This is a genomic window from Bacteroides sp. D22, assembly GCF_000163675.1.
In the GTDB taxonomy this organism is placed as follows: Bacteria; Bacteroidota; Bacteroidia; order Bacteroidales; family Bacteroidaceae; genus Bacteroides; species Bacteroides xylanisolvens.
Genome location: NZ_GG774797.1, coordinates 329,568 through 353,084 on the forward strand (window position 1 = coordinate 329,568; position 23,517 = coordinate 353,084).

General features: G+C 42.0%; 12 protein-coding genes. 5 read left to right on the forward strand and 7 right to left on the reverse strand.

Annotation, left to right across the window (positions count from 1 at the left end; translation table 11 throughout):
- The first annotated feature begins 77 nt into the window (after nt 1–77).
- Nucleotides 78–4,613: a two-component regulator propeller domain-containing protein gene (locus HMPREF0106_RS20230; protein ID WP_009039063.1), complete on the forward strand. Its 4,536-nt coding sequence runs from the start codon at nt 78–80 to the stop codon at nt 4,611–4,613.
- 84 nt (nt 4,614–4,697) lie between these two features.
- Here HMPREF0106_RS20230 and HMPREF0106_RS20225 read toward each other — a convergent pair whose 3' ends face one another.
- From HMPREF0106_RS20225 to HMPREF0106_RS20195, 7 genes are all read right to left on the reverse strand, one after another.
- Nucleotides 4,698–6,194 carry a pectate lyase gene (locus HMPREF0106_RS20225; protein ID WP_009039064.1) on the reverse strand — a complete coding sequence of 499 codons (1,497 nt, stop codon included), beginning with the start codon at nt 6,192–6,194 and terminating at the stop codon, nt 4,698–4,700.
- Nucleotides 6,195–6,229: 35 nt separating this feature from the next.
- Entirely contained in the window at nt 6,230–7,888 is a 1,659-nt protein-coding gene (locus tag HMPREF0106_RS20220; RefSeq protein WP_009039065.1) for a pectate lyase, read from the reverse strand.
- Nucleotides 7,889–7,919: 31 nt separating this feature from the next.
- Nucleotides 7,920–9,497: a polysaccharide lyase family 1 protein gene (locus HMPREF0106_RS20215; protein ID WP_009039066.1), complete on the reverse strand. Its 1,578-nt coding sequence runs from the start codon at nt 9,495–9,497 to the stop codon at nt 7,920–7,922.
- A 94-nt stretch (nt 9,498–9,591) separates the two neighbouring features.
- The gene (locus HMPREF0106_RS20210; RefSeq protein WP_009039067.1) at nt 9,592–11,235 is read right to left on the reverse strand and encodes a pectinesterase family protein; all 1,644 of its coding nucleotides are present in this window, start codon (nt 11,233–11,235) and stop codon (nt 9,592–9,594) included.
- An 83-nt stretch (nt 11,236–11,318) separates the two neighbouring features.
- Entirely contained in the window at nt 11,319–13,196 is a 1,878-nt protein-coding gene (locus HMPREF0106_RS20205; protein ID WP_009039068.1) for a DUF5123 domain-containing protein, read from the reverse strand.
- A 15-nt stretch (nt 13,197–13,211) separates the two neighbouring features.
- On the reverse strand, nt 13,212–15,119 hold the full coding sequence (locus tag HMPREF0106_RS20200) for a RagB/SusD family nutrient uptake outer membrane protein (protein ID WP_009039069.1): 1,908 nt from the start codon (nt 15,117–15,119) through the stop codon (nt 13,212–13,214).
- Between the two features lie 26 nt (nt 15,120–15,145).
- Entirely contained in the window at nt 15,146–18,403 is a 3,258-nt protein-coding gene (locus tag HMPREF0106_RS20195; protein ID WP_009039070.1) for a SusC/RagA family TonB-linked outer membrane protein, read from the reverse strand.
- A gap of 345 nt (nt 18,404–18,748) precedes the next feature.
- On the opposite strand from HMPREF0106_RS20195, the gene HMPREF0106_RS20190 reads away from it, so the two are divergent.
- The 4 genes from HMPREF0106_RS20190 to HMPREF0106_RS20175 all read left to right on the forward strand — a co-directional run bounded on the left by HMPREF0106_RS20190 (nt 18,749) and on the right by HMPREF0106_RS20175 (nt 23,512).
- Entirely contained in the window at nt 18,749–19,543 is a 795-nt protein-coding gene (locus tag HMPREF0106_RS20190; protein ID WP_008642166.1) for a LiaF transmembrane domain-containing protein, read from the forward strand.
- Between the two features lie 3 nt (nt 19,544–19,546).
- The gene (locus tag HMPREF0106_RS20185; RefSeq protein WP_009039071.1) at nt 19,547–20,365 is read left to right on the forward strand and encodes a LytTR family DNA-binding domain-containing protein; all 819 of its coding nucleotides are present in this window, start codon (nt 19,547–19,549) and stop codon (nt 20,363–20,365) included.
- Nucleotides 20,366–20,825: 460 nt separating this feature from the next.
- The gene (locus HMPREF0106_RS20180) at nt 20,826–21,695 is read left to right on the forward strand and encodes a hypothetical protein (RefSeq protein ID WP_009039072.1); all 870 of its coding nucleotides are present in this window, start codon (nt 20,826–20,828) and stop codon (nt 21,693–21,695) included.
- Nucleotides 21,696–21,706: 11 nt separating this feature from the next.
- Nucleotides 21,707–23,512 (forward strand): DUF5123 domain-containing protein, encoded by a 1,806-nt coding sequence (locus HMPREF0106_RS20175; RefSeq protein ID WP_009039073.1) that lies wholly within the window; start codon nt 21,707–21,709, stop codon nt 23,510–23,512.
- Nucleotides 23,513–23,517: the final 5 nt, after the last annotated feature.

The following is a 23,517-nucleotide window of genomic DNA, read 5'->3' on the forward strand; positions in this document are numbered from 1 at the left end:
GATTCTGTTAAATAGCCGCTAAAGATTGCATGATACTACAAGTATTTTTCTATCTTTACGCCACAGAACCGAGTGATATGATGAAGAAAACCTTAATTTCAGTAATTCTTTTGTTAGCTGTTGTGTTCTCAACATACGCGCAACAGCACTGTTTTTTCACCCACTATTCTACTGAAGATGGACTATCCCAAAATACGGTGATGAACATCTTGCAGGATCACAAAGACAACCTTTGGTTTGCCACCTGGGATGGTATCAACCGTTTCAACGGTTATACTTTCAAAACATACAAGGCTCGTCAGGGAAACTACATCAGTCTGACCAATAACCGTGTAGACCGTATGTATGAAGATTGTTACGGCTTTCTGTGGTTGCTGACTTATGACAACCGTGTCCATCGTTTCGACCCGAAGACAGAGACATTCGAGCAAGTGCCTGCTGCCGGAGAAGAGGGGAGTGCTTTCAATGTGCATACCATTGAAGTGATGCCGAACGGAACCGTCTGGCTGCTAACGGAAAACGATGGAGCTATCCGCATCCTGACGCATCCGGATGAGAATAATCGCTTGACATGGGATATTTATTCCAGCAAGACAGAACTGTTTCCTTCTTTACATGTATTCAAAGTTCATCAGGATAAAGCCGGCAATGACTGGTTGTTGACGGATAATGGCCTCGGTATGATCCATCCCGGAAAGAAAGAGCCGGATTCTTATTTTACGGAGACAAAAGGAAAGTTTGGCGGAATGAATCAGGCTTTCTATGCTGTGCAGGAACGCGATAAAGATATTTGCTTCGCCTCGGATCATGGACGCATCTGGTCTTATCAGAAAGAAAGCGGAGAGTTTACGTTGATCGAGCTTCCCACAAAAGGACAGATAACCTCCATTCATCCCATTGCACCGGACGTATCCGTTATTACTACCGATTCGGATGGCTTCTTTACTTACAACCTGCGAACAAAAACAAACGTACATTACTCGTTCCTGGCTTGTAAGGCGTTACCCGCAAAGCCGATCCTTTCTGCATACGTAGACCGTTCTTCGGAAGTGTGGTTCGAACAGGAAGAACCGGGTGTTGTAGCTCATTTTAATCCCTCGACCGGAGTGGTGACCCGTGAACAAATTCCAATAGAATATAGTAATCCCGAACGTTCCCGTCCGGCTTTTCATATCCATGAAGACGTAAACGGTTATCTTTGGGTACATCCTTACGGAGGAGGTTTCTCTTACTTCGATCCTCAAAAAAAATGCTTGGTTCCTTTCTATAACGGACTGGGTAGCCGTGACTGGCGTTTTTCCAATAAGATTCATTCGGCCTTTTCCGACAAACAAGGTAATCTGTGGCTTTGTACCCACTCTAAAGGATTGGAGAAGGTGACTTATCGAAATGTACCCTTTGCGATGATGACCCCTATGCCTCATGAACACGAATCGTTGCATAATGAGGTACGTGCCCTGTGTGAAGACAAACTGGGAAATTTGTGGGTTGGCTTGAAAGACGGTATACTTCGTATATATGATGCCGGCAAAACTTATAAAGGATACCTCACCGAAAGCGGCACGATCTCTACCACCGGTACTCCCATGCTGGGAACCGTTTATTTTGTTATTCAGGATTCAAAAGGAATCATCTGGATTGCGACAAAAGGAGACGGCCTTGTTCGTGCCGAGCCGATTTCTTCCAACGGAATGTCTTATAAACTGACCCGTTATCTTCATCGTGAAGATGATATGTACAGTTTGAGCGATAATAATGTATATTGCGTCTATGAAGATCATTATGGTCGTATCTGGCTGGCAACTTTTGCCGGAGGTATCAATTATATCACGGAGAATGAAGCTGGAAAGACATTGTTTATCAATCACCGGAACAACCTGAAAGGTTATCCCATTGATCCTTGTTACAAAGCTCGTTTCATCACTTCCGATAACAACGGACGCTTGTGGGTAGGAACAACTACGGGTGCCGTTGCTTTTGATGAGAACTTTAAGAAACCGGAGGATGTGAAGTTCTATCATTTCTCCCGTATGCCGAATGATACGCAAAGCTTGAGTAATAATGATGTCCATTGGATTATCTCCACCAAGAAAAAGGAACTTTACCTGGCTACTTTCGGCGGCGGACTCAACAAGCTGGTATCTATCAGTAAGGACGGTCACGGAGAATTCAAATCATATTCCGTATTGGATGGTCTTCCTTCCGATGTCCTGCTTTCCATTCGCGAAGATAGTAAGCAGAATCTATGGATTAGTACGGAGAATGGAATTTGTAAGTTCATCCCCTCTGAAGAACGTTTTGAAAGTTATGACGAGCGTAGTATCACTTTCCCCGTACGTTTTAGTGAAGCCGCTTCGGCATTGACTGCTAAAGGAAGCATGCTTTTCGGTGCTAGCGGCGGAGTCTTTATATTTAATCCTGACTCTATTCGTAAGAGCAGCTATATCCCGCCTATCGTATTCTCCAAACTGACAGTGGCTAATGAGGACATTACCCCCGGAAGTAACTCATTGTTGAAAGTGGATATTGACGACACTGATAAATTGGTACTTTCGCATAAAGAGAATATTTTCTCCGTTCATTTCGCGGCACTCGATTATACCAATCCGCAGAATATACAGTATGCTTATATTCTCGACGGATTTGAAAAACAGTGGACCTTTGCCGATAAACAGCGTAGCGTGACTTATACAAATCTTCCGAAAGGAGAGTATGTGCTTCGCGTCCGTTCTACTAATAGCGATGGTGTGTGGGTGGATAACGAACGTATCTTGGATATTGTCATTCTGCCTTCTTTCTGGGAAACGCCGATAGCATACGTGCTTTATATACTTTTCATTCTGATTATTATTCTTGTGGCCGTTTATATCTTGTTCACCATTTACCGGTTGAAGCATGAAGTGTCGGTCGAACAGCAGATTTCGGATATAAAACTGCGCTTCTTTACGAATATATCCCATGAGTTGCGTACTCCGCTTACGTTGATAGCAGGTCCGGTAGAGCAGGTCTTGAAGAATGATAAATTGCCGACTGATGCCCGTGAACAGTTGGTGGTGGTGGAACGGAACACCAGCCGTATGCTTCGTCTTGTCAATCAGATATTGGACTTCCGTAAGATTCAGAACAAGAAGATGAAGATGCAAGTACAGCGTGTAGACATCGTTCCTTTCGTGCGCAAGGTGATGGATAATTTTGAAGCTGTGGCCGAAGAGCATCGGATTGATTTCCTGTTTCAGACGGAAAAGGAGCATCTTTATCTTTGGGTGGACGCCGATAAGCTGGAAAAGATTGTATTCAACCTGCTTTCCAATGCATTTAAGTATACGCCGAATGGCAAGATGATAACGATGTTTATTCGTGAAGATGAGAATACAGTTTCTATCGGTGTACAAGACCAGGGAATTGGTATCGCGGAAAATAAAAAGAAGTCCTTGTTTGTCCGTTTTGAGAATCTGGTGGACAAGAATCTGTTCAATCAGGCTAGTACGGGTATCGGACTTTCATTGGTGAAAGAGCTTGTGGAGATGCACAAGGCTACAATTTCCGTGGATAGTCGTTTGGGAGAGGGAAGTTGTTTCAAAATCGATTTCCTGAAAGGGAAAGAACATTATGATAAGGAAACCGAGTTTATCCTGGAAGATGCGGAAGCTCCGGTAAGGATGGGGCAAGTGGTGGATATAGCCAACTCTTCCATTCAGTCTGAAACGCTGATACCCGATGAATCGGAGAAAATTGAAGCTGTTTATGAGGAAGATGCTGCGAAAGAAGAAAACTCCAAAGAACTGATGTTATTAGTCGAAGATAATCAGGAGTTACGTGAATTCTTGCGTAGTATATTTTCTCCGATGTACCGGGTAGTGGAAGCTGCCGATGGTAGGGAAGGAGCAAATAAAGCATTGAAGTATCTTCCGGATATTATTATCAGTGACGTGATGATGCCCGAGAAAGACGGTATCGAAATGACGCGTGAACTGCGTGCGGATATGACAACCAGCCATATACCTATTATCTTGCTTACTGCCAAGACTACGATTGAAAGTAAACTGGAAGGATTGGAATATGGTGCGGATGATTATATAACGAAACCTTTCAGTGCTACCTATCTGCAAGCCCGTGTGGAAAATCTGTTGATGCAGCGTAAGAAACTGCAAAGTTTCTATCGGGATAGCCTGATGCATATCCATATCTCTGCCGGTCAGGAGGATGCACCTGTTGCTACGGATGTGCCATCGGCAGAAGAAGACACCTCCGAAACTGTACCTGCAACGCTCGAGATGTCTCCCAACGACCGCAAATTTATGGATAAATTGGTGGAATTAATGGAGCAGAATATGGATAATGGTGAACTGGTGGTAGATGACTTGGTTCGGGAACTGGCTGTCAGCCGCTCTGTCTTCTTTAAGAAACTGAAAACACTAACCGGACTGGCTCCTATCGAATTTATCAAAGAAATGCGTATCAAGCGGGCCACGCAATTAATAGAAACCGGAGAGTTTAATATGACGCAGATTTCATATATGGTCGGTATTAATGATCCGCGTTATTTCAGTAAATGTTTCAAGGCGCAAGTTGGAATGACGCCTACGGAGTATCGGGATAAAGTGGGAAGATAATAACAGGAAAGGAAAGAATCAGAACTCTCTTCTCCGGTGAGGAAGCAATTCCTTACCGGAGAAGAGAGTTTTAGTTATCCAAAATTATTTTTTAGGGTATAGATGATTGACGAGGCTGTTCATATACATTTCCAGATTTGTATATTCCGGACTTAATGTATACTTGGCTCCGTCTGAAGGGTCATTCGGATTCAGATTATGTTTCTTTTCCCATTCGTCGGGGATACCGTCTCCATCTGTATCGGCAAGTGCTGTTTCTGATTTATATTCCGGCCATCCACCTACGTCAGACGGTTGGTCGATCATTCCGTTCGTGCTTTCGTGAGAACCTTCGTAAGTATACCTACCTTTGAGAGTTTCTTCTACGATGCGTTGATCTACGGCGTCACGACGATAAGAAGCTCCGGCAAATTCGAGAACGTCTTTGTAGGCTTTCTTCGCCGGTTGCAGGGAAGTATGTTCGGCTATGTCAAATGCTTTTTTAGACAATAGTTCTTTTTCTGTGGCAAAGTCTTTTTTGATAACCAGTCCGTAAGAGTTGTCCATATTCACTTTATAAAGAGCTTCTTTTTGCTTGTCGGTCAGTTTGGAACAGGTAGGATCCATGTAGTTACCTTTGAAATAGAACACACCATGAACACCGGCTTTATTATTGTTTTTGCCATCATCAGCATAAGCTGTGAACAAGCGTTTGAAAGAACCTTTGGTTGCGCTGAAAGGTCCCGGCTTATAGTAGTTGTTGATAAAGTTGTAGGAACCTCCTTCACCGGCATAAGCGCCGTCGCTACCATAATTATAAATCACATTATTGAATAACTCCACTTTTTCATCTTCCGGACGACCTGTATAACGGCTTCCGCAAAGACGGGGTGTGCGGTTGGTATGATGGGCGAGCAGATTATGGTGGAAAGTAGCAGGTTGTCCGCCCCAGATACCTCCATAACCGTGCGCTCCTTTCTCATGAATGGAGTTGGCGAGACTTTCACTGATGATGCACCATTGAAGTGTGAAGTTACGGTTGTCGTAGAAAGTGGCACATTCGTCCGTACACCAACTCATGGAGCAGTGGTCTATGATGATATTTTGGTGGGCTTTGGTACCATTCATTGCGTCGTCACCTTTCTGTTTGATATCAACTCCCATACGCGAACGGATGAAACGTACAATTACGTTGTCTGCCTGAATAGAGAATGTGTAGTTTTTCAGGCAGATACCGTCGCCCGGTGCTGTTTGTCCTGCAATGGTCACATCGCCATTGTTCAGTTTCAGTGCTTTTTGCAATTCAATGATTCCGCTGACTGCGAAGACAATGGTACGGGGACCTTTCTTGTTGATAGCCCAACGGAGTGTTCCCTCCGAGCCGTCGTCTGCCAGAGAAGTAACAGTGTATACAGTACCTCCGGCACCACCAGTTGTATATTTTCCTGCTCCGTCGGCGCCCGGGAAGGCGAGAACTTTGGAACGATCGGGGGTAGGATAGTCCTTCAATGCTTTTTCACCCGAAATGGCAGGTTGCATGGCTTGTCCTACCAAAGGAAAAGCCAATACCAAACTACAGATTGCTAATATATTCTTTCTCATTACTAATTTATCATTTGGGTTCGAATTTACTAAATTTATTCTACAACGCTACCACCTGCGGCACCATTTACCATGATTTCATGTACCAGACTATTGAGATACATTTCCAGGTTGGTATACTTTCCGTTTTTGTCGATAGTTGTTTCTTTTCCGTCAGCCGATTTCTTGGGATTCAGGCCATATTCTTCTTCCCAATAGTCGGGGATACCGTCACCATCTGTATCTTTCACATCTGCATTGGCAACAGATTTCAGAACGTCATAGGGGTCGCTTACTCCCAAAGCTGTGCAGACATCTTTAGGGTCGTTGATGTACCCTTTTTTGTTTTGTGAATAGCCGGAAAGAGTGTTCCACTTGCTGGCATCCCCTGTGCTGCTTGCAGCTCTGTTCTTAACATCGCTGATTATCAATTCATCGATTTTATCCCGGTAGTTGCTGGCTCCTACGTATGATGTAACACGTTCATAAGCTAAATCTGCAGTGTGAGTTGTTACTTTACCTGCCTCGACTACCAGTGAGTTGGATTTGATTTTGGTATGCTTCTCCCAAAGACCAGTTCCGCAGTTTTTATTGTCCATTTGGGCAAATACACCTTTTGTCCAGTTGTCGTTGCTTACATCCGTATTGCCTACTACTTTATTTCCGTTAATATAAAACTTCCCCCAGGTTTGAAACCATTTTTTGTAAGCTTCGCCAGAGTAATTTTCCGGATATACATCCGGCTTGGCGATACGGTAGGCACGGTCTGCTTTACCGGTTTCGTCGGTGCCGGGACCTGGTTTGTAGTAGTTGTTCACGATGTTGACGTGTTGGGCTTCGCCGCCGTAGCATCCTTCGCCACCCCAGTTGTAGTAAACGTTGTTGCGCATATCGACGCGCTCTCCGTCGTTGTTATTTAGTGCCAATGTCGTATAGCGTGGGCCGAGACGAGGAACACGGCTTTCACAGTGGGCAATCAGATTATGGTGATAAGACGCGTAGTTTCCTCCCCAGTTGCCTCCATATCCGTGGGCGGCAAATTTGTTGCCGGCTGCTGCTATCTTTACATCAGTGACACGCAGTGCTTGAGCGGCTATACACCATTGTACGGTAGAGTTCTGCATACCATAAACGGAAATACATTCGTCGCTGCCCCAGCTTACAGAGCAGTGATCGATCATAATATTTTGTTTGTCACATCCACCTAGTCCATCGCCATCCACATTTGGATTTCCGGGACGGAAGCGTATAAAACGGATAATGATATTGCTGGAATTGATCGTGAAAGGATAGCCGGCTATACAGATTCCTCCCGGTGAGGTTTGTCCTGCAATAGTCAGGTTGTCTTTCTGTGTTTTCAATTCTGCTTTCAGATGGATAGTGCCTGAAACGTCGAATACAATTGTTTTTGCGCCATCTTGTTTCATAGCCCAGCGCAAACTTCCACTGATATTTCCGTTGGCATCGTCTTCAAGGCTGGTCACATGATAAACCTTGCCTCCACGTCCTCCGGTGGTGTTGCGTCCGTGACCTTCAGCGTATGGGAAAGCAAGCAGTTCTCCGTAATCCAACTGCTTCACATTAGAAGATGTTCCGCCTGAATTATTTGTTCCTCCACCTGTATCGTCTATCGGATCGTCGGAAGAACATGAGGTACATAATCCTGCCATGCCGAATACTATAGCTATATAAAATAAGTATCTTTTCTGCTTCATTATTTTTGAAATATTCGAGAATATATACGATTTATTTATTGGGATACAACGATTCTACCAGACTGTTGAGATAAACCTCCAGATTGGTATACGTTTTACTTAGAGTATATTTAGCACCGTCGGCTTTGCTTTTTGGATTCAGACCGTTTGCAGTCTCCCATTTGTCGGGGATGCCGTCGCCGTCAGTGTCTTTCGGACCGTTTTCTTGTTTATATTCAGGCCAGCCACCTACATCGCTGGCTTTATCAATGAGTCCCTTTTCACTGCCATTGCTGCCGTTAGCTGTATAATCACCGTTACGTACGTTGGCAATGATGCGGTTATCAACATCATCATGCTTTAAGGAAGCACCAGCATACTTCAGTACTGATTCATAAGCATCTTTCGCCGATTGAGTGAATTCGGATGCATCTTCGGAAATGGTAAACTCTTTGCTTGATTGAAGAGCTTTTTCCCCTCCGTCAGGTAAAGGGACTTCATCTGTTGGATTGGGATGTAATCCTTGCCAGTTGTCACTGTTTACAGAAGTAAGCAAAGATTGATATTCAGCTTTCAATTCAGGACATGTACCATCAAAATAATTCCCTTTCAGATAAAAGCTGCCCCATGTACCTTTGACATTTTTATTTGTACCATCATCACCGTTAGGCTGGAAGATACGGTTTACGATATTTTTCTTGGTATTGGTAACAGGGCCGGGTTTATAGTAGTTATTCACAAAGTTATAACTTCCCCCTTCGCCTGCATAACCACCGTTGGTTGGTCCCCAATTATAGAATACATTGTTTCGTAAATCGACTTTTTCGTTTTCTGGTTTTCCTGTATAACGGCTACCGCATAAACGTGGTGTACGGCTGCTATGGTGGGCTAATAAATTGTGATGGAATGTCGCGGGCGATCCTCCCCATATTCCTCCATAACCATGATTGCCTTTGGTGTGCACCGAACGGTTCAAGCTTTCGCTGATGATACACCATTGCATGGTAAAATTAGTGTTATCGTAGAAAGAAGCACATTCATCATTGCTCCAACTCATGGAGCAATGGTCAATGATAATATTTTTATGTTGCTTTCCCCACAGTGCATCACCGCTGTCAGCTTCTGCTTCTGTCGTAAAGTTATCCGATCCCATACGGAAACGCATGAAACGGATGATTACGTTGTCTGCCTGTACGGATACGGGATGTCCTTTCAGACAAATGCCATCACCCGGTGCACTCTGACCGGCAATCGTCACATCTCCGTTGGTTATTTTCAAGGGACTTTTTAGTTCTATCAATCCGCTGACTGCAAATACGATCGTACGTTTTTCTGTACGATTTAATGCATAGCGTAATGTTCCTGGTGTTGTGTTATCTTCAAGCGAAGTTACTGTGTAAACAGTACCGCCTGCACCGCCGGTAGTATAACGGCCTGCACCGTAAGCACCCGGGAAGGCGTAACGTGTTTCAGCAGGTGTTTCTTCTTCGCCACCTTCGTTCTCATTGCCACCGTTACCGGTATTCTGCCCCGGTATTTCATCGGTAGTAGTTGGATCTTCACTGCTGCAAGCAACCGATAGGTTAATCAGACAGAAGCACAATAATCCCGTTTTAATAAATTTGAGCATACAAATTATCTTTTAAAAAAATAGAGTTCTTTGTCTCATACATTATATTCGCTGATGATGTGACAAAGAACTCTCTATTAAATCTTTATTGGTTTTATTCGCTTACTGTACCGTACTGGCTTACAGTCTTCACTGTATAGATATTGCTTTCGTCAATATTAGTCAGTGTGACGGTAGTGTCTGTAGTTTGCCCTGCATAGTTACCATTCATAAAGATGAGGTAACCGGCAGCACCGGATACTGCATCCCATGTCAGAGTGTTTCCCGACAGATTGACGTTGGATGGTGATGCAAGAGGAGTTTCCATATACTCTTTCGGGTTCCAGCTATTGGCTCTTACAATTTTTTCGTAAGTATATTCTGCAGCTTCTGCTGCTGTAAGAACTTTGCTTGTGAAACTATAATCACCACTACCGACTGTTTTACCTTCAGTAGAAATAACTTGTCCGTTTTTATCAACTGTATTATATTCGCCATAAAGTGCAGGAATGCTTGACCATGAAGACCAGTGTGCATCTACAATATCCATTTTTAATGTAGTGTTAATCCAAACGTTTTTTGTATCAGGTTTATATGGACGGCCAAAAGCGAAGGCTGTTATACCACTTTCACCATCTACTGTACAATCTTTCATTACATAGCCCCAAGTACCGGTTTCGCCTGATGCTGTTATGTAGGCTCCATCGCCTGTGTTATGGAACTTGCTGTTTTCAATAAATACATTACCACTTCCCCAAATATAGTCTGTACGACCTTCTATTAGGGTATTGCTGATATAAGCGAGATTATTAGAGTAAGCCGTGTGACGACACCACCATGTATCTTGGAAAGAAACAAGTACGCAATTGTATAGAGAGAAGCGGTCGTTACGTGTAATTAATGCTTCTGCTTGTCCGTCTTTGCCCAAACCGCCAGTGTAGCGGCTGGGTAATGCACCGTACAGATTGATAATGGAGAGATTTTCAGCATAGAAATCTGTGGCTTCAACTAATACAACACAGTTTTGGTCTTTAGTGTATCCAGCTTTACGAACGGCAGAGTTTGAATTATTGCTGGAGTACTTCCATGCATCGTTTGTTGCACTGCCTTGAGTCTCATCATTGTAATTTCCTACGCGGTTCAAAGCATACTGAATCTTTACTCCATCACGGCTTTCACCTATCAAATGGATAAAAGTTTTGTTTTTGTTGACCCGGATACATTCATTATATGATCCGTTCACAATAAAGATCTTGTAAGGACTGGTTTGTTCTCCGGGAGCAGCATCAATAGCAGCTTGAATAGTTGTAAAGTCACCATTCCCTTTAGAGTCAACTACTGCATTGAATACTTTTCCGCCACCAGAGATCTCCGATTTTGCAGTGAAGTTAAGGAAGAAGTCTTTATCATAAGCTCTTCCTTGCATATCAGTCAATGCTCCGGCAGGAATTTCGAAACTACATTCTTTGTTCTCCATACCAGAGAAGGTGTAACGCACTCTTTCGTAGTTGATAGATACACGTACTATTCCTCCGTTGAAGTAGATTTCTGTGTCTGGAGCCTGACGCATAGCTTTGCTGAAAGTCAGTTCTACATATCCGTTCGGACCTACTACATCACCATCATTGATGTTCTGTGAAATCAGAACAGGGATACTTGTGTCTTCTGCATCATCGTTGTCATTACAGGAAGCTCCTGTAAGAATCAGTAAGAACAGAAATAAGTATTTACTTATTGTATGGATTGAATTTGTATTCATAATATCTGTTGCTTTTTAGAGAAGACTCTCCATCAAGTCTTGTTTGACCTGAACTTGATGGAGAATCTTGTGGTTTTATTTAGTTATTTGTTCCAACGTGGATCACCGACTCTGTATTCTTCAGGAACATCTGCTCCGAAAGTCAAATCTTCATTTGAACCGTTAGGGAATAACTGGTCTGAAGTCAGAGGAAGGATGGTGTAGTCTTTACCCCAGTCGGCAGTACCAAATGTAAAGTCAGAAGTTTTGTACAAGCCGTTTGCATTGAGTGTTGCAGCTACGGAACTTGTGTTGTAGAAAGGCTTAACTCCACCTTTGGCAAACAGAGTGTTTGATATAGTCATTGTCATATCTTTTGTATCTCTACAGAAAGCATCACTTGCTGACATATCATAGAATGTACAATCTTTGATCGTTATTGTACCAGTTTGTCCTGACTTATGTCTTATGAATTGAGATGCAGAAGCTCCCTTGGCTACAATGACAGAAGTGTTGGAAACCATTAAATTGATAGAAGTCAAGGTAACCTTGTCGGAAAGGAGTAATCCATAATGATTAGAGGTTGCTGCTCTTCCCAATCCTATTATAATACAGTCGTTTACAGTGACTGACATAGCATCATTTGTACTCGCATTCATACGAACGATACCGCGGATATTAGTAATCGTACATGAGGTTACTTCTACTTCTTTGATGCAGCCTGAAGCACCGTTTTGATAAATAAGAGTTGTATTTCCTTCGTCTGTGATATTCAGATTATGGAATTCAACTTTGTCGCATACTCCGCTTGCACCTATTCCTTTTTTAATAGTCATATTAACTTGTCCATCTTGACTATCGCCCCAGAAAATGAGGTGAGTCACACCAGCAGCAATGCTTTCTTTTTCTTGTGCGAACCCTTCTGTTCCAGAAACATTGATTAATACTTTTCCCGAAAGATTATCCCAGTTAGCAAGAGCATCCTCCCATGTCATTTCAGTATATCCTGTCGGTTTACCTTTCTTCGTTGTAAAGGTGATACGAGAACATATAGAACCGTTTGCAAAAGCATAAGCAGTATATTCCGTGCTAGAAGCCAATCCTGTAATAGTTACCTTATGTGCAGCAATGTCTGCCGGCGTTAATTTAGTTCCTGATTCAGGAACTCCTTCAGTAGAAAGAACACAAGCATATTCATCTACATCCACTGTTTCTTCCCAAGAGAATACAACCGAATTGGCTGTTATATCACTAATTGTAGATTCGATTTCCAAACCTGGGATGGTAACAGTCTGTGAACCACGCGGACTATTTCCATTATAAATAGTAATCGTATATTCTGTGAACGACTTTAAATTCTCAACCCATGCTTCACCGGCTGCAGCTTCTGTTGATGAAATAACTCGTGTAGTTGCTTCAGTGGCACCAGTTTCCATGATTTCGAAATGATCCACTGCCAATCCGGCTTCCCATGACATACGTACTTTTCCTTGACCTTCAGGCAAGTCTTCAGTAGTTGGAATATTCAGGATAGCTTCTGCTTTCACTGAAGCAAAAGTCTTTTTATAATTCACCCAGCGGGATTCCTTCTCTCCGGAAATAGATTTGATACGCATATAATAAGTCGTATTCACGGCAAGATTATCCAGTGTGTAAGGCGACTGTTTGATCCGGTTGGCAGGATCATTTCCATAAACTATATTGCCATTTTCTTCTGATCCCATCGGAGTTTCATCAGTCATCTCGTTAGGACTGATTTCGATAATGTAATAGTCTGTATTGGATGTTGAACTCCAAGTTACTACTGCTCTGGCTACTTTACTGTCCGTTTCTACACTGATTCCGTTTTCATCAGTTCCGAAAGGATGGCTATAAGAAGAGTCGATATCCCAATCACTTTTCTCTGTACACGAAGATACAGCCAAAGAGGCTAGGAGCATGAAAGCTCCCATTCCCAATATATTTTTTATATTCTTCATCATTTTACAATTTAAAGATTAATCCGAATAACCATAAGAGTTATGTAATTTACCGTTTGAGGTAGAGATGGTCGTAGAAGCTATCGGCAATAAATAACGATTCTTCACAGCCTTATTCAATCCGCCGGAAATACTAGGCAAGTTTACTTTCAGATTCTTCTGCTCTTTGTCGGTTGTTTCAGCACCGAAGAAGCTCTTGTTTTCGTATTCTCCACCTACTTTAGCACCAAATACAAGAGAAGACATATCAATGTACATCGGATTATCAGTGCGATATTTATAGTTCACATATTGCGGATATGTACCATTGTACACTGCGTCTGTATATTCATTTTTGAACTCATCTATTTTTTCGCTCAACAGGTTCCAACGGATTAGGTCGAACTTACGAACGCCTTCTCCTGCCAGTTCCCATGCGTTTTCGTCAACAATCGCATCGAAGAAGTCTTTTCCCATCAGTGCACTCCATGCTGCATCACGTTTGGTTGCATCGGTGAAAGCACGGTCGTGTACTTCTTTCAAGGCTGCTGTCGCTGTTAATGTACAGCCTTCGGCTGTTGCACCCTTGCCATAGAGCTCGTTTACTACTTCGGCATACATCAGCAATACTTGCGGATAACGCATTTTCACTACGTTGATACCCGAGCAAACTTTCTGATCGCTAGCCAATACTGCTGCATACCATTCAGAATTTTCCATCATCTTGCGATAATCCCATTTTCCACAATAAAGACCGAAAGGAGCATTTCCTAACATATATTCTTTAAACACTTTTGTATTCTTGTCTGTAGAAAGTTGTGAAATAGCACAAGTCAGATCACGGCGGATATCTCCTTCGCCAAACGACAGATAATAAGGAGCAGTCAGTTTCAACTTACCGGATGAGTTTCCTTTCGGACCGAATAGGGAACTTGCACCGTTTATACGATATCCGATAGTATATCCCAGTTCACCACTTTTGTTCAGTCCCATTGGAATCTCAAACAAATTTTCTTGATAAGTCTGGTCGAGTTGTCCAATATTAATTAAACGCCAGTACTCTTCTATTGATGGATTCAATTTGTGTTTTCCTGAACTGACAACAGCTGCCAGATGTTTTTCTGCCAATTCGAATAGTTCTCTGCGTTTCGTATCACTGCAACGTTGTGTTGGATAAGCAGCATCGCTGTTGTTTCCGGTGATATATCCATCTTTCGCTTGTTCGCGGATAGCATATCCGGCACGTGTCATTGCAATGTTAGCCAAGAGAGCATGAGCATAACCTTTGCTGACATGTTCGGTTGTATAACCATCTTCACCAGCCCAAGGCAAATATCCGATAGCTTCCTCAAGTTCGATCATTAATTCATCCATGATATCATCACGATCTGTCTTGCCAATGTAAACATTAGACAAGTCGCTGTTGGAAGATTCTGTTTTGAAAGGAATGTCGCCGAATAAGCGGATGAGATCAAAGTAAATCATCGCACGCAATGTCATAGCTTCTGCACGGAATCTCATCATGCTGGTGCGAGTTGCTCCAGCTTGTTGTATCAGTTGGCTGTTGTTGATACCATCTACCACCAGATTTGCATTTTCGATGACTCCGTACATGGCGTCCCATACTTTTGAAAGTTGTGACCATCCCGGATTAGCGTTGTAGTTCATGTTACCACGTTCGCTGGATGTGTTGCTTGCATCCGTACCCAAACCGTCAATCAGTTCGCAGTCGGTATTGGTTCCGGCAATGATAGGCAAGAAGTTAGAGTAAGTCTGGTCTTGCGTCAGGCTGCCGTAAACTTTATTAAGTGCCAATTCTGTATAATAGGCATTATTAAAAGTTGATTCATTATCTAGTTCAGATGGTGAAGTCTGACTCAAGAAGTCCGAACAGGAAGACAGGGCAATTAACCCCAGCCCCAGGAATAATGTCTTATATATTTTCATACGATCAATCCGTTTTAATGTGTTAATTAGAATGTAACGTTAATACCACCGACAAATGTGCGGCTCTTAGGATAAGCGGCGTAATCTATACCCGGAGTCATTGCATTTTTCTTGCTGCTTGTATCGACTTCTGGATCTGCTCCGCTGTAGTTAGTCCAACAGAACAGGTTATATCCTGTCAGATAGATTCTCACATTCTGCATAAACGCTCTCTTTACAATTGTTTTCGGAAGAGAGTATCCGATAGTAATGTTATTCAAACGCAGGAATGAAGCATTTTCTACTGCATAATCGGTCAGTTGCATGGTAGTAGCACTGCCCGGATTGTACATATTGGCGTTAGCGTTTATTTCATTCAGACGTAATCCTGCTGCAGTCATGTCTCCATAGGTGTTGAGGACATCTGTAGAACTGGATGACAGATTCAATCCTGTTTCCGGGTCAATCCAGGTGTAACGGTTGGATAGTCTGAAATCATTGTTTAAGTTATAACCGGTTCTTGAACCTGAACGGAAAGAAGAAGCCAGTTTTGTTCCGTTGACAATTACATTTCCAAGAGAGTAGTTGAAGAATACATTGAAATCGAAATTACCTACGCGGCCATCGAATCCAAAACCTCCGGTTGTAGGAGCGATAGTGTTACCCAAACGTTGTTTGAGAGGGTTACCATCTTTATCACATTCTAGCTTCAAACCACCCGGATAGTATTTACCACCAGTAACAGTAGGACTATAATCTTGCATTCCGTCTTTCAATCCCCATTCACTACCTGCCCAAACCAGTTCACCGGTAGGGTTGGTGACAGGATCATATACGGTGTAATATCCATTTGTTCTATATCCCCAAACTTCACCCAAACGTCCGCCTTTCTCCACACGGAAGTCTTCGTATTTAGCCATTGTACTACCTGACCAGTTACTGCTTTGCCAAGGAGAGTCTGTGTTCAGTTTATCAATACGGTTACGGTTGTAAGCGATGTTGGCATTGAAATTCAAAGAGAAGTTCTTTTTGTCGAATAAAACGGCACTTACTGATAATTCCACACCTTTGTTAGAGGTCTGTCCGAAGTTTTTGTACTGATAGTTATAACCGGAGAGAGAAGGGATCTCTGTACGCATCAATAAGTCTCTGGTTGTATTCCAATAAAAGTCGATAGCACCGGAGATACGGTTGTTCCAGAACCCATAGTCAATACCGATGTTACGGGTTACTGTCGTTTCCCATTTCAAATCGGGGTTATATAAATTGGTTCCATGTTCCAACATGGTAGTGCTTTCTCCATTAAAGAATGGGTTACGTGCATCATTACCTCCTAAAGAGTAAGTTGTAGCAAGCAAACCGGAATTGATACGGTTGTTACCGGCAGTACCGAAGCTCAAACGCAGTTTCAAGGCTGACAGCCAGTCATGAGTGTTACTCATAAAAGCTTCATCAGAGACGCGCCATGCCAAAGCTGCTGACGGGAAAATACCCCAACGGTTTCCTGAACCGAATTTGCTCGAACCGTCTGCACGTACTGTAACAGCAAGCAGGTATTTATCCATCATATTATAGTTTACGCGACCAAAGAATGATAGTATGTTCTCTTTTGCAGCAATAGTAGACTGGTTAGCTAAAGCTTTTCCAGAACCGATGTTTGCTTTCATATCATCAAAATTCATAGTCACAGGGAAAGCTACAGATACGTTTTCAATAGATTTCTTTTGGCTGCTGCTTACTTCATGTCCTATCAATACGTTGAGTTTGTCACGGCCTTTAAATAGCTTTTTGTTATCATAGGTCAATGTGTTGGCATTACGCCAGCTCATGGTCTTTTCTCTTAACAGATAAGCTTGTGGCTGACCGTTATATCCATATTTAGAATTAGACACTGCGTCTACTCCCCAATATTGCTCTGTATCATCAAACTTCCATCCATATCCGAATTCAGAACGGAAAGTCCAGTTCTTGAATGGTTTCCAGTTTAAACCTACATTGTAGTTCTGATTGAAAGTATTACGTGTCTTGTCAGTTGCAAGCAAACGTTCCAGCGGAGATTTCTGTTGTGCCGAACTGTTTTCTTCGTCATCGTCACTGTATTTTAGTGAGTCAACCGGGCGGAATACGGCAGCATTGGCTATGGTTGAATTAGCAGCATTAGATTCGTTGGTATCAGCGCCACCACCTAAACCGTCAATGGTAGAGTAGCTTAACCGGGCATTAAAGTCCAGTGTCATCCATTTATTCAGTTCAGATTTAATTTTTGCATTTACATTGTCTTTTTTAAAACCGGAATTAAGCATAATGCTTTTTTCTTCATTATGAGCATAGCTGACACTATAAGTCATTTGCTTGGTTCCGCCACTTACATTAATGTTATATTGTTGCTGGTTTCCGGTACGTCCGAACATCTCGTCTTGATAGTCAGTACCATCGATAGAACGCCAAATATCCATATCTGCAAAGTTTCCATAGTCTAAAGAACCAATTTCACGCTGATAAGCAACGAAATCGTAAGGGCTTAAAACTTCAGTCAATTTAGTAACTTGTTTAAAACCGAAAGAAGCACCAAAATCTACTTGCGTCTTACCTTCTTTTCCACTCTTAGTAGTGATAATGATTACACCATTGGCACCACGAGCACCATAAATTGCAGTGGAAGAAGCATCCTTCAAGACGTCAATAGTTTGAATTTCCGAGGGAGCGATATCACTAATGCTTGAAACAGGGAAACCGTCTACAATATATAAAGGAGAGTTATCCTGTGATAATGAGCCACCACCACGAACACGAATCTTTATATCTGCATCGGGAGAACCTTCAGTAGTAGTAACACTAACTCCGGCAAGTTTACCAGTAAGAGCTTCAGATGCACTTGCTACTGGAACAGCTGCTAAGTCTTTGGCACTGACAGAGGCTACAGAACCGGTTAAATCTCTTTTATTAACTGTACCATAACCAATTACTACGACTTCATCCAAAGCTTTGGAATCATCGACCATTTGTACATTAATTGTTTTTCTACCTTGAACGGCTACTTCTTGAGTTTTCATACCGATGTATGAAATAACCAATGTCTTTTTGCCATCAACTTTAATAGAAAAGTTACCATCTAAATCTGTAATCGTACCGTTGGATGTATTACCTTTTTCTACAACAGAGGCCCCGATAACAGGCTCTCCGCTGGTGTCTTTCACGTTACCTTTTACAGTAATCGTTTGCGCAGATACGCTAAGCGATATTGCCGAAAACAGTATAAGCAATAAAGAGCGCATGTTTTTCACTTTGTTAGACATTCTTTGCATGTTTATTAATTAATGGTTGTTGTTTGATATTTCATAAAACTCCGATGAGAGTTCATTCATCGCTACAAAAGTATGAGAATGAAGATACAGTGATGTGCAATATTTGTTTTTCACCTCGTATTTTTTGTTTTTTAGTTTGCTACAAGGTGTAGTAATTAGCTTTGAAGGGTGTTATTTGTCTTCTAAAGGCCGACAAATATACGCATCAGAGATTTATAATTTGATTTTTTCACCGGTTTTTATCCGGTATTCATCGGAATTTATACCGGAAATCAACAGAAAAGGCTGTAGAAGCAGTGGGAAATGATGTATCTTTGAACCATTAATCAATTAATAATAGAGACAATGGAAGAGAAACAAAAATTTCCCACTGCTACAGGCTTTTCCGGTAAAATACTGATAGCTTCGCTTTTTATCCTTTCCGGGATTCTGCTGTTTGCCCGTAATATGGGATGGATTACATCTGAAGTCTTCGATATGATCGTGTCCTGGCATTCACTCCTTATTATATTAGGTATATATTCTATGATTCGCCGCCATTTCATCGGTGGAATCATCCTTTTGCTGATAGGTGTGTATTTTTTGATTGGAGGGCTTTCATGGTTGCCTGAAAATTCGCAGGCAATGGTATGGCCTATCGCTCTGATAACAGCAGGTGTCTTATTCTTTTTTAAATCCGGCAAGAACAGGCGGGGGCACTGGGCGCACCATCATGCCATGCAGCACCGTCAGAAGTGGATGAAGATGCATCAGGGACAACCCGGCATGAACTTTGAAAGTGAACAACAGCAGTCAGAGTCAGTAGATGGTTTTCTACGTGCCGAGAATGTTTGGGGAGCTGCCCGTCACGTGGTACTTGACGAATTGTTTAAAGGAGCTGTTATTCGCACATCCTTCGGAGGAACAACGATTGATTTGCGCCATACCCATATTGCACCCGGAGAAACATACATAGATTTGGATTGCAGTTGGGGAGGAGTTGAGATATACGTTCCTTCTGACTGGAAAGTCGTGTTTAAATGCAATGCTTTCTTTGGAGGATGTGATGATAAACGTTGGCAGAATGGAAATATAAATAAGGAGAGTGTGCTGGTAATTCGGGGAACACTTTCTTTCGGAGGCTTGGAGGTTAAAGGCTAGCGTATGAAAGCACATCCGATTATAGAATCTCCTTTTCGTTGGATTCCGATGCTGGTGCTGGCATTGATTCTGGTTGTATTCCAAGTAGCTTTAGTCTGTGGATACACCGGAAACGATTATCTTCCCGCTTTGGTAGATGGAATAGTAACGATCGGTTGGTTGGCGGCTATCGCCTATCTGGCATGGTTTGTGGTCGGTCTTGTCTCGTTGTTCCAGACGGATGTAATTATGATTATCGTTGGAAGTCTGCTTTGGCTGGCAGGAAGTTTTATGGTCTGTGACATAATGGTGAGAATTGTAGGAGTGTCCTATGTTCCTTTTGCGCAGACAATCCCTTTCCGGTTATTGTTCGGACTACCGGTTTTAATTGCCATTACTCTATGGTACCGCTTGATAGTCACAAAAGAAGAAGTACAAAACCAGGAACTGGAAAAAGAACTGGCTGTACATCAGGTGAATGTGGCTGAACAGCAGGAAGAATCACCCATTGAATGGATAGATCGTATTACAGTGAAAGACGGCTCCCGGATTCATTTGGTGAAGGCAGACGAATTGATTTACATACAAGCATGTGGAGATTATGTGATGCTGATAACCCCCACAGGCGAATACTTGAAAGAGCAGACCATGAAGTATTTTGAAACTCATCTCTCTCCGGATACATTTGTTCGGGTGCATCGTTCTACGATTGTGAATGTTACGCAGATTTCCCGGGTCGAGCTTTTCGGAAAAGAAACCTATCAGTTACTATTGAAGAATGGAGTGAAACTTCGGGTTAGCCTTTCCGGTTACCGGTTGCTGAAAGAACGATTGGGGATATAGATAGAATCTACCTGATGACTGGATATTAATTTCTAAATGGTTTGATGGAAAAGATAGACTCACAAGACAAATAGTAACTGGATAACTTTCGTTTAATAGGATTATTTTTGTACTTATACTCCCTGAATGTTAGATGATAACATTCAGGGAGTAGGACGTTTATATGTATCTGTATAGGTAATGTGTATTATTTGAACCAAGTCCGTTTTTTACTCCTTTTCTACTAAATCTTACTCTTTGTTTCTCATCTATTTTCTCAAATTTGCACTCGTGAAAGACTAGAGAATTTACTTTAGTGAGAATAGAACCATAAATGTATAATGAAAATCTAATCAAATGAGAAACATGAATTTATTGCGCCTGATAGTAAAGCCTCCTTAGAATTTTATTTTCCTTTTATAAAAAGGCAATAGAATTATCACTTATAATTATATTTTTAAAACTATACAAACTAATATTTATGAAACATCTAATTAATACATTTCTTGTATTGTGTCTGTTTCTTGTCTCTTGTTCGCAGAACTCGGATGAGGAATGGAATTCTGATACTTCAAATGTACCTGAAGTTCAAACCGTTGGTTTCCGTTTTACAAGAGCAAGCCTTGAAACGTTTGCTGCTCATGGAATAACCGAAATTGGTATTTATGTGTATTTGTCAGATTCTCTGGTTTATGGAGAGAATCTTCCTTTGAATGACGGTAATTTGGAAGTGGACGTTCCTTTAGGAGAAAGACTTCAAACATTTGCCGTGGCTAATGCAGACCGTTTGGAAAGAACAGATAGTCTTTCTAAAGTGATTCTTTACCAAGATTTACAGGCTCAAAAAGAAATTTATCTTTCGGAAGTGACCGAGTTCATGTCAGATCGGACGGTCAGCCGGGTAAACTTGGAATTAAAAAGAATTGTGGGGCAAGCTACTTTTCAACCAGCCGAAAGCGGAGAAGATATTGCGGCTATTACTCAATTTGACAGGCTGAACATGGTATTTACCAATGTTGGCATCGGTTATATGGTGAACACTGGCGAGTGTATACAAGAAGATGTGGAAGTCAGTGCAGATCTTGCATCAGGTTTCAGTGCATCCGTTTATTCTTTTCCGACTACCGGTCAGAATTCTACCGGACTAGATCTTATTTATATAAAGGATGGGCAAGAAGTGAATCGTACAAAGCGTGTATTAGATACGAATATCACATTTGAAACTTCTAAACATACGGTAGTCAGCATACCGGTTCTGGACGAAAGTTATTTGCAGGAGTCTTTTACTCGTAATCGTATATTAAAGACTGCTATTAATCAAGGATTGACTATCAAGGAATATAATTTTTAATTGAAAGCTTTATGAAGAAAAATATACTATATTCTTTAGTGGGATTAGCCGTCCTGTTTGGTATGTCTGCCTGTTCGGAAGACAGATATGAAACTTCTGTCGTGAAGCAGATCGAGTTGTTTTTGAATGATGATGAATGGTTTGTGAATGTGGGAATTAATACAAAGCCGCTTTTCATCTATAATGCCGGTAGCGGAGAGTATGTGGCGAATTATACTTCTCATTATCGTTTTCCGTTGGAGAATGGCACTTATAAGGTGGTGGCTACTCCTTCTCCTGAACAGTTGATTCCCTCGCCTGTCAATTTGAATGAACTGGTTATCGAGCAAGACCCCGAAGCTAGAAGAAAGGTGGAAATCTCCTCTCCGGTAGAGTACAGTTCGCCTTTCGATACTCCTTTGAGTATCCGTATGTATAGCCGTACCGGTGTACTCCGGTTGAGAGCGACGGATAAAAAGTCCGACAAGAGTTATTCGACGGTACGTGCCATTGTTTCTGCTCCTATATCGGGCTATCGTGTGGCGGATGCCTCTTTCATAGAGTCACCGGTCGAATTGGTGCGCGACAGAGCTACCTCCACTGGTGGTGTAAACTATACGGATGATTTTGTCACTTTTGAAACCTCTACTATCGGGCAGGCAGTAAATGTCCGTATCGATTATTTGGACAATCAGGGAAATGTCATTCAATCCAAGCCGATGGACGGTTCTTTCCCTATTCATCCTAATGATACGACACAAATTGATTTCCCGTTAAATGATACGGAACACCCGATTATTCAAGATTACACGGTAACTATACTTTCTGAAGGCTGGAATGAAGAAACTGTAGTTCCGGAGGTGCCGATTATTGTACCGGAAGGATATACTTATGCAGCTCCCGGCACTAATTTGCGCAACCTTTGCAATGAAATGTTCGATAATGAGGAAGTGACAGAAGTACGACTTTTCCTGAAAGCAGGAACTACCTATGAACTTGGCCGTTTGGAAATAAAGAAGCCGCTTTCAATACTAGGACAAGAGCCTTCGACAGGCGAAACACGGACCGTTATGAACATGGGTAATGCCTCTATCAATGGAGAGTTGGATTATTTACGTTTCGAAGGCATGGATATTAATGTCACGGACGACTATATGTTCAGACTGGCGCAACTTTCTTTCCATGTAAAAGAACTGACAGTTAAGAGTTGTGATATAAACGGCCTGCGACGTAGTATGTGGTATGCCGAGATTTCAACAGACGATCAGCAAATAGTGGATCATTTTGTATTGGATGACTGCCGGTTACTGAACTTCAATGCCGGTGACAGGAATTATTCGATGATAAGTCTGGGAAACAATAATCCGATTTATAATATTACTATACGAAATTCTACGGTTCATACTGTGACACAGGGCTTGAGAAACACGTTAATCGGCGGAACCAGAAACCAAAAAGAGAATATGAATATTACGTTAGAGAATAGTACATTCGTCCGTTTAGGTCCTGCCAATATGACTTTCTTTGATTTGCGTACAGGTAGTGCAATGACGGAATTGAAATTGACAGTTAAGAATTGTCTCTTCTCAGGAACCACAGAATCGGGACAAGGAAGATGGATGTATCTTGATGGAAAAGTGGTGAAAGATTTTTCTGATAACTATCGCACCAGTGATTTTGTCCTAAGTAACTGGGGAGTTGATACAGTTGAAGTACCTGTTGCTACGGTAACTAAAGACGAATTGTTCGAAGATGCCGCAACCGGAAATCTGATTGTCAAAGATAAGAGTTCGGAGGTATACACGAAACGTATCGGAGATCCGCATTGGCTTGAGTAATATAA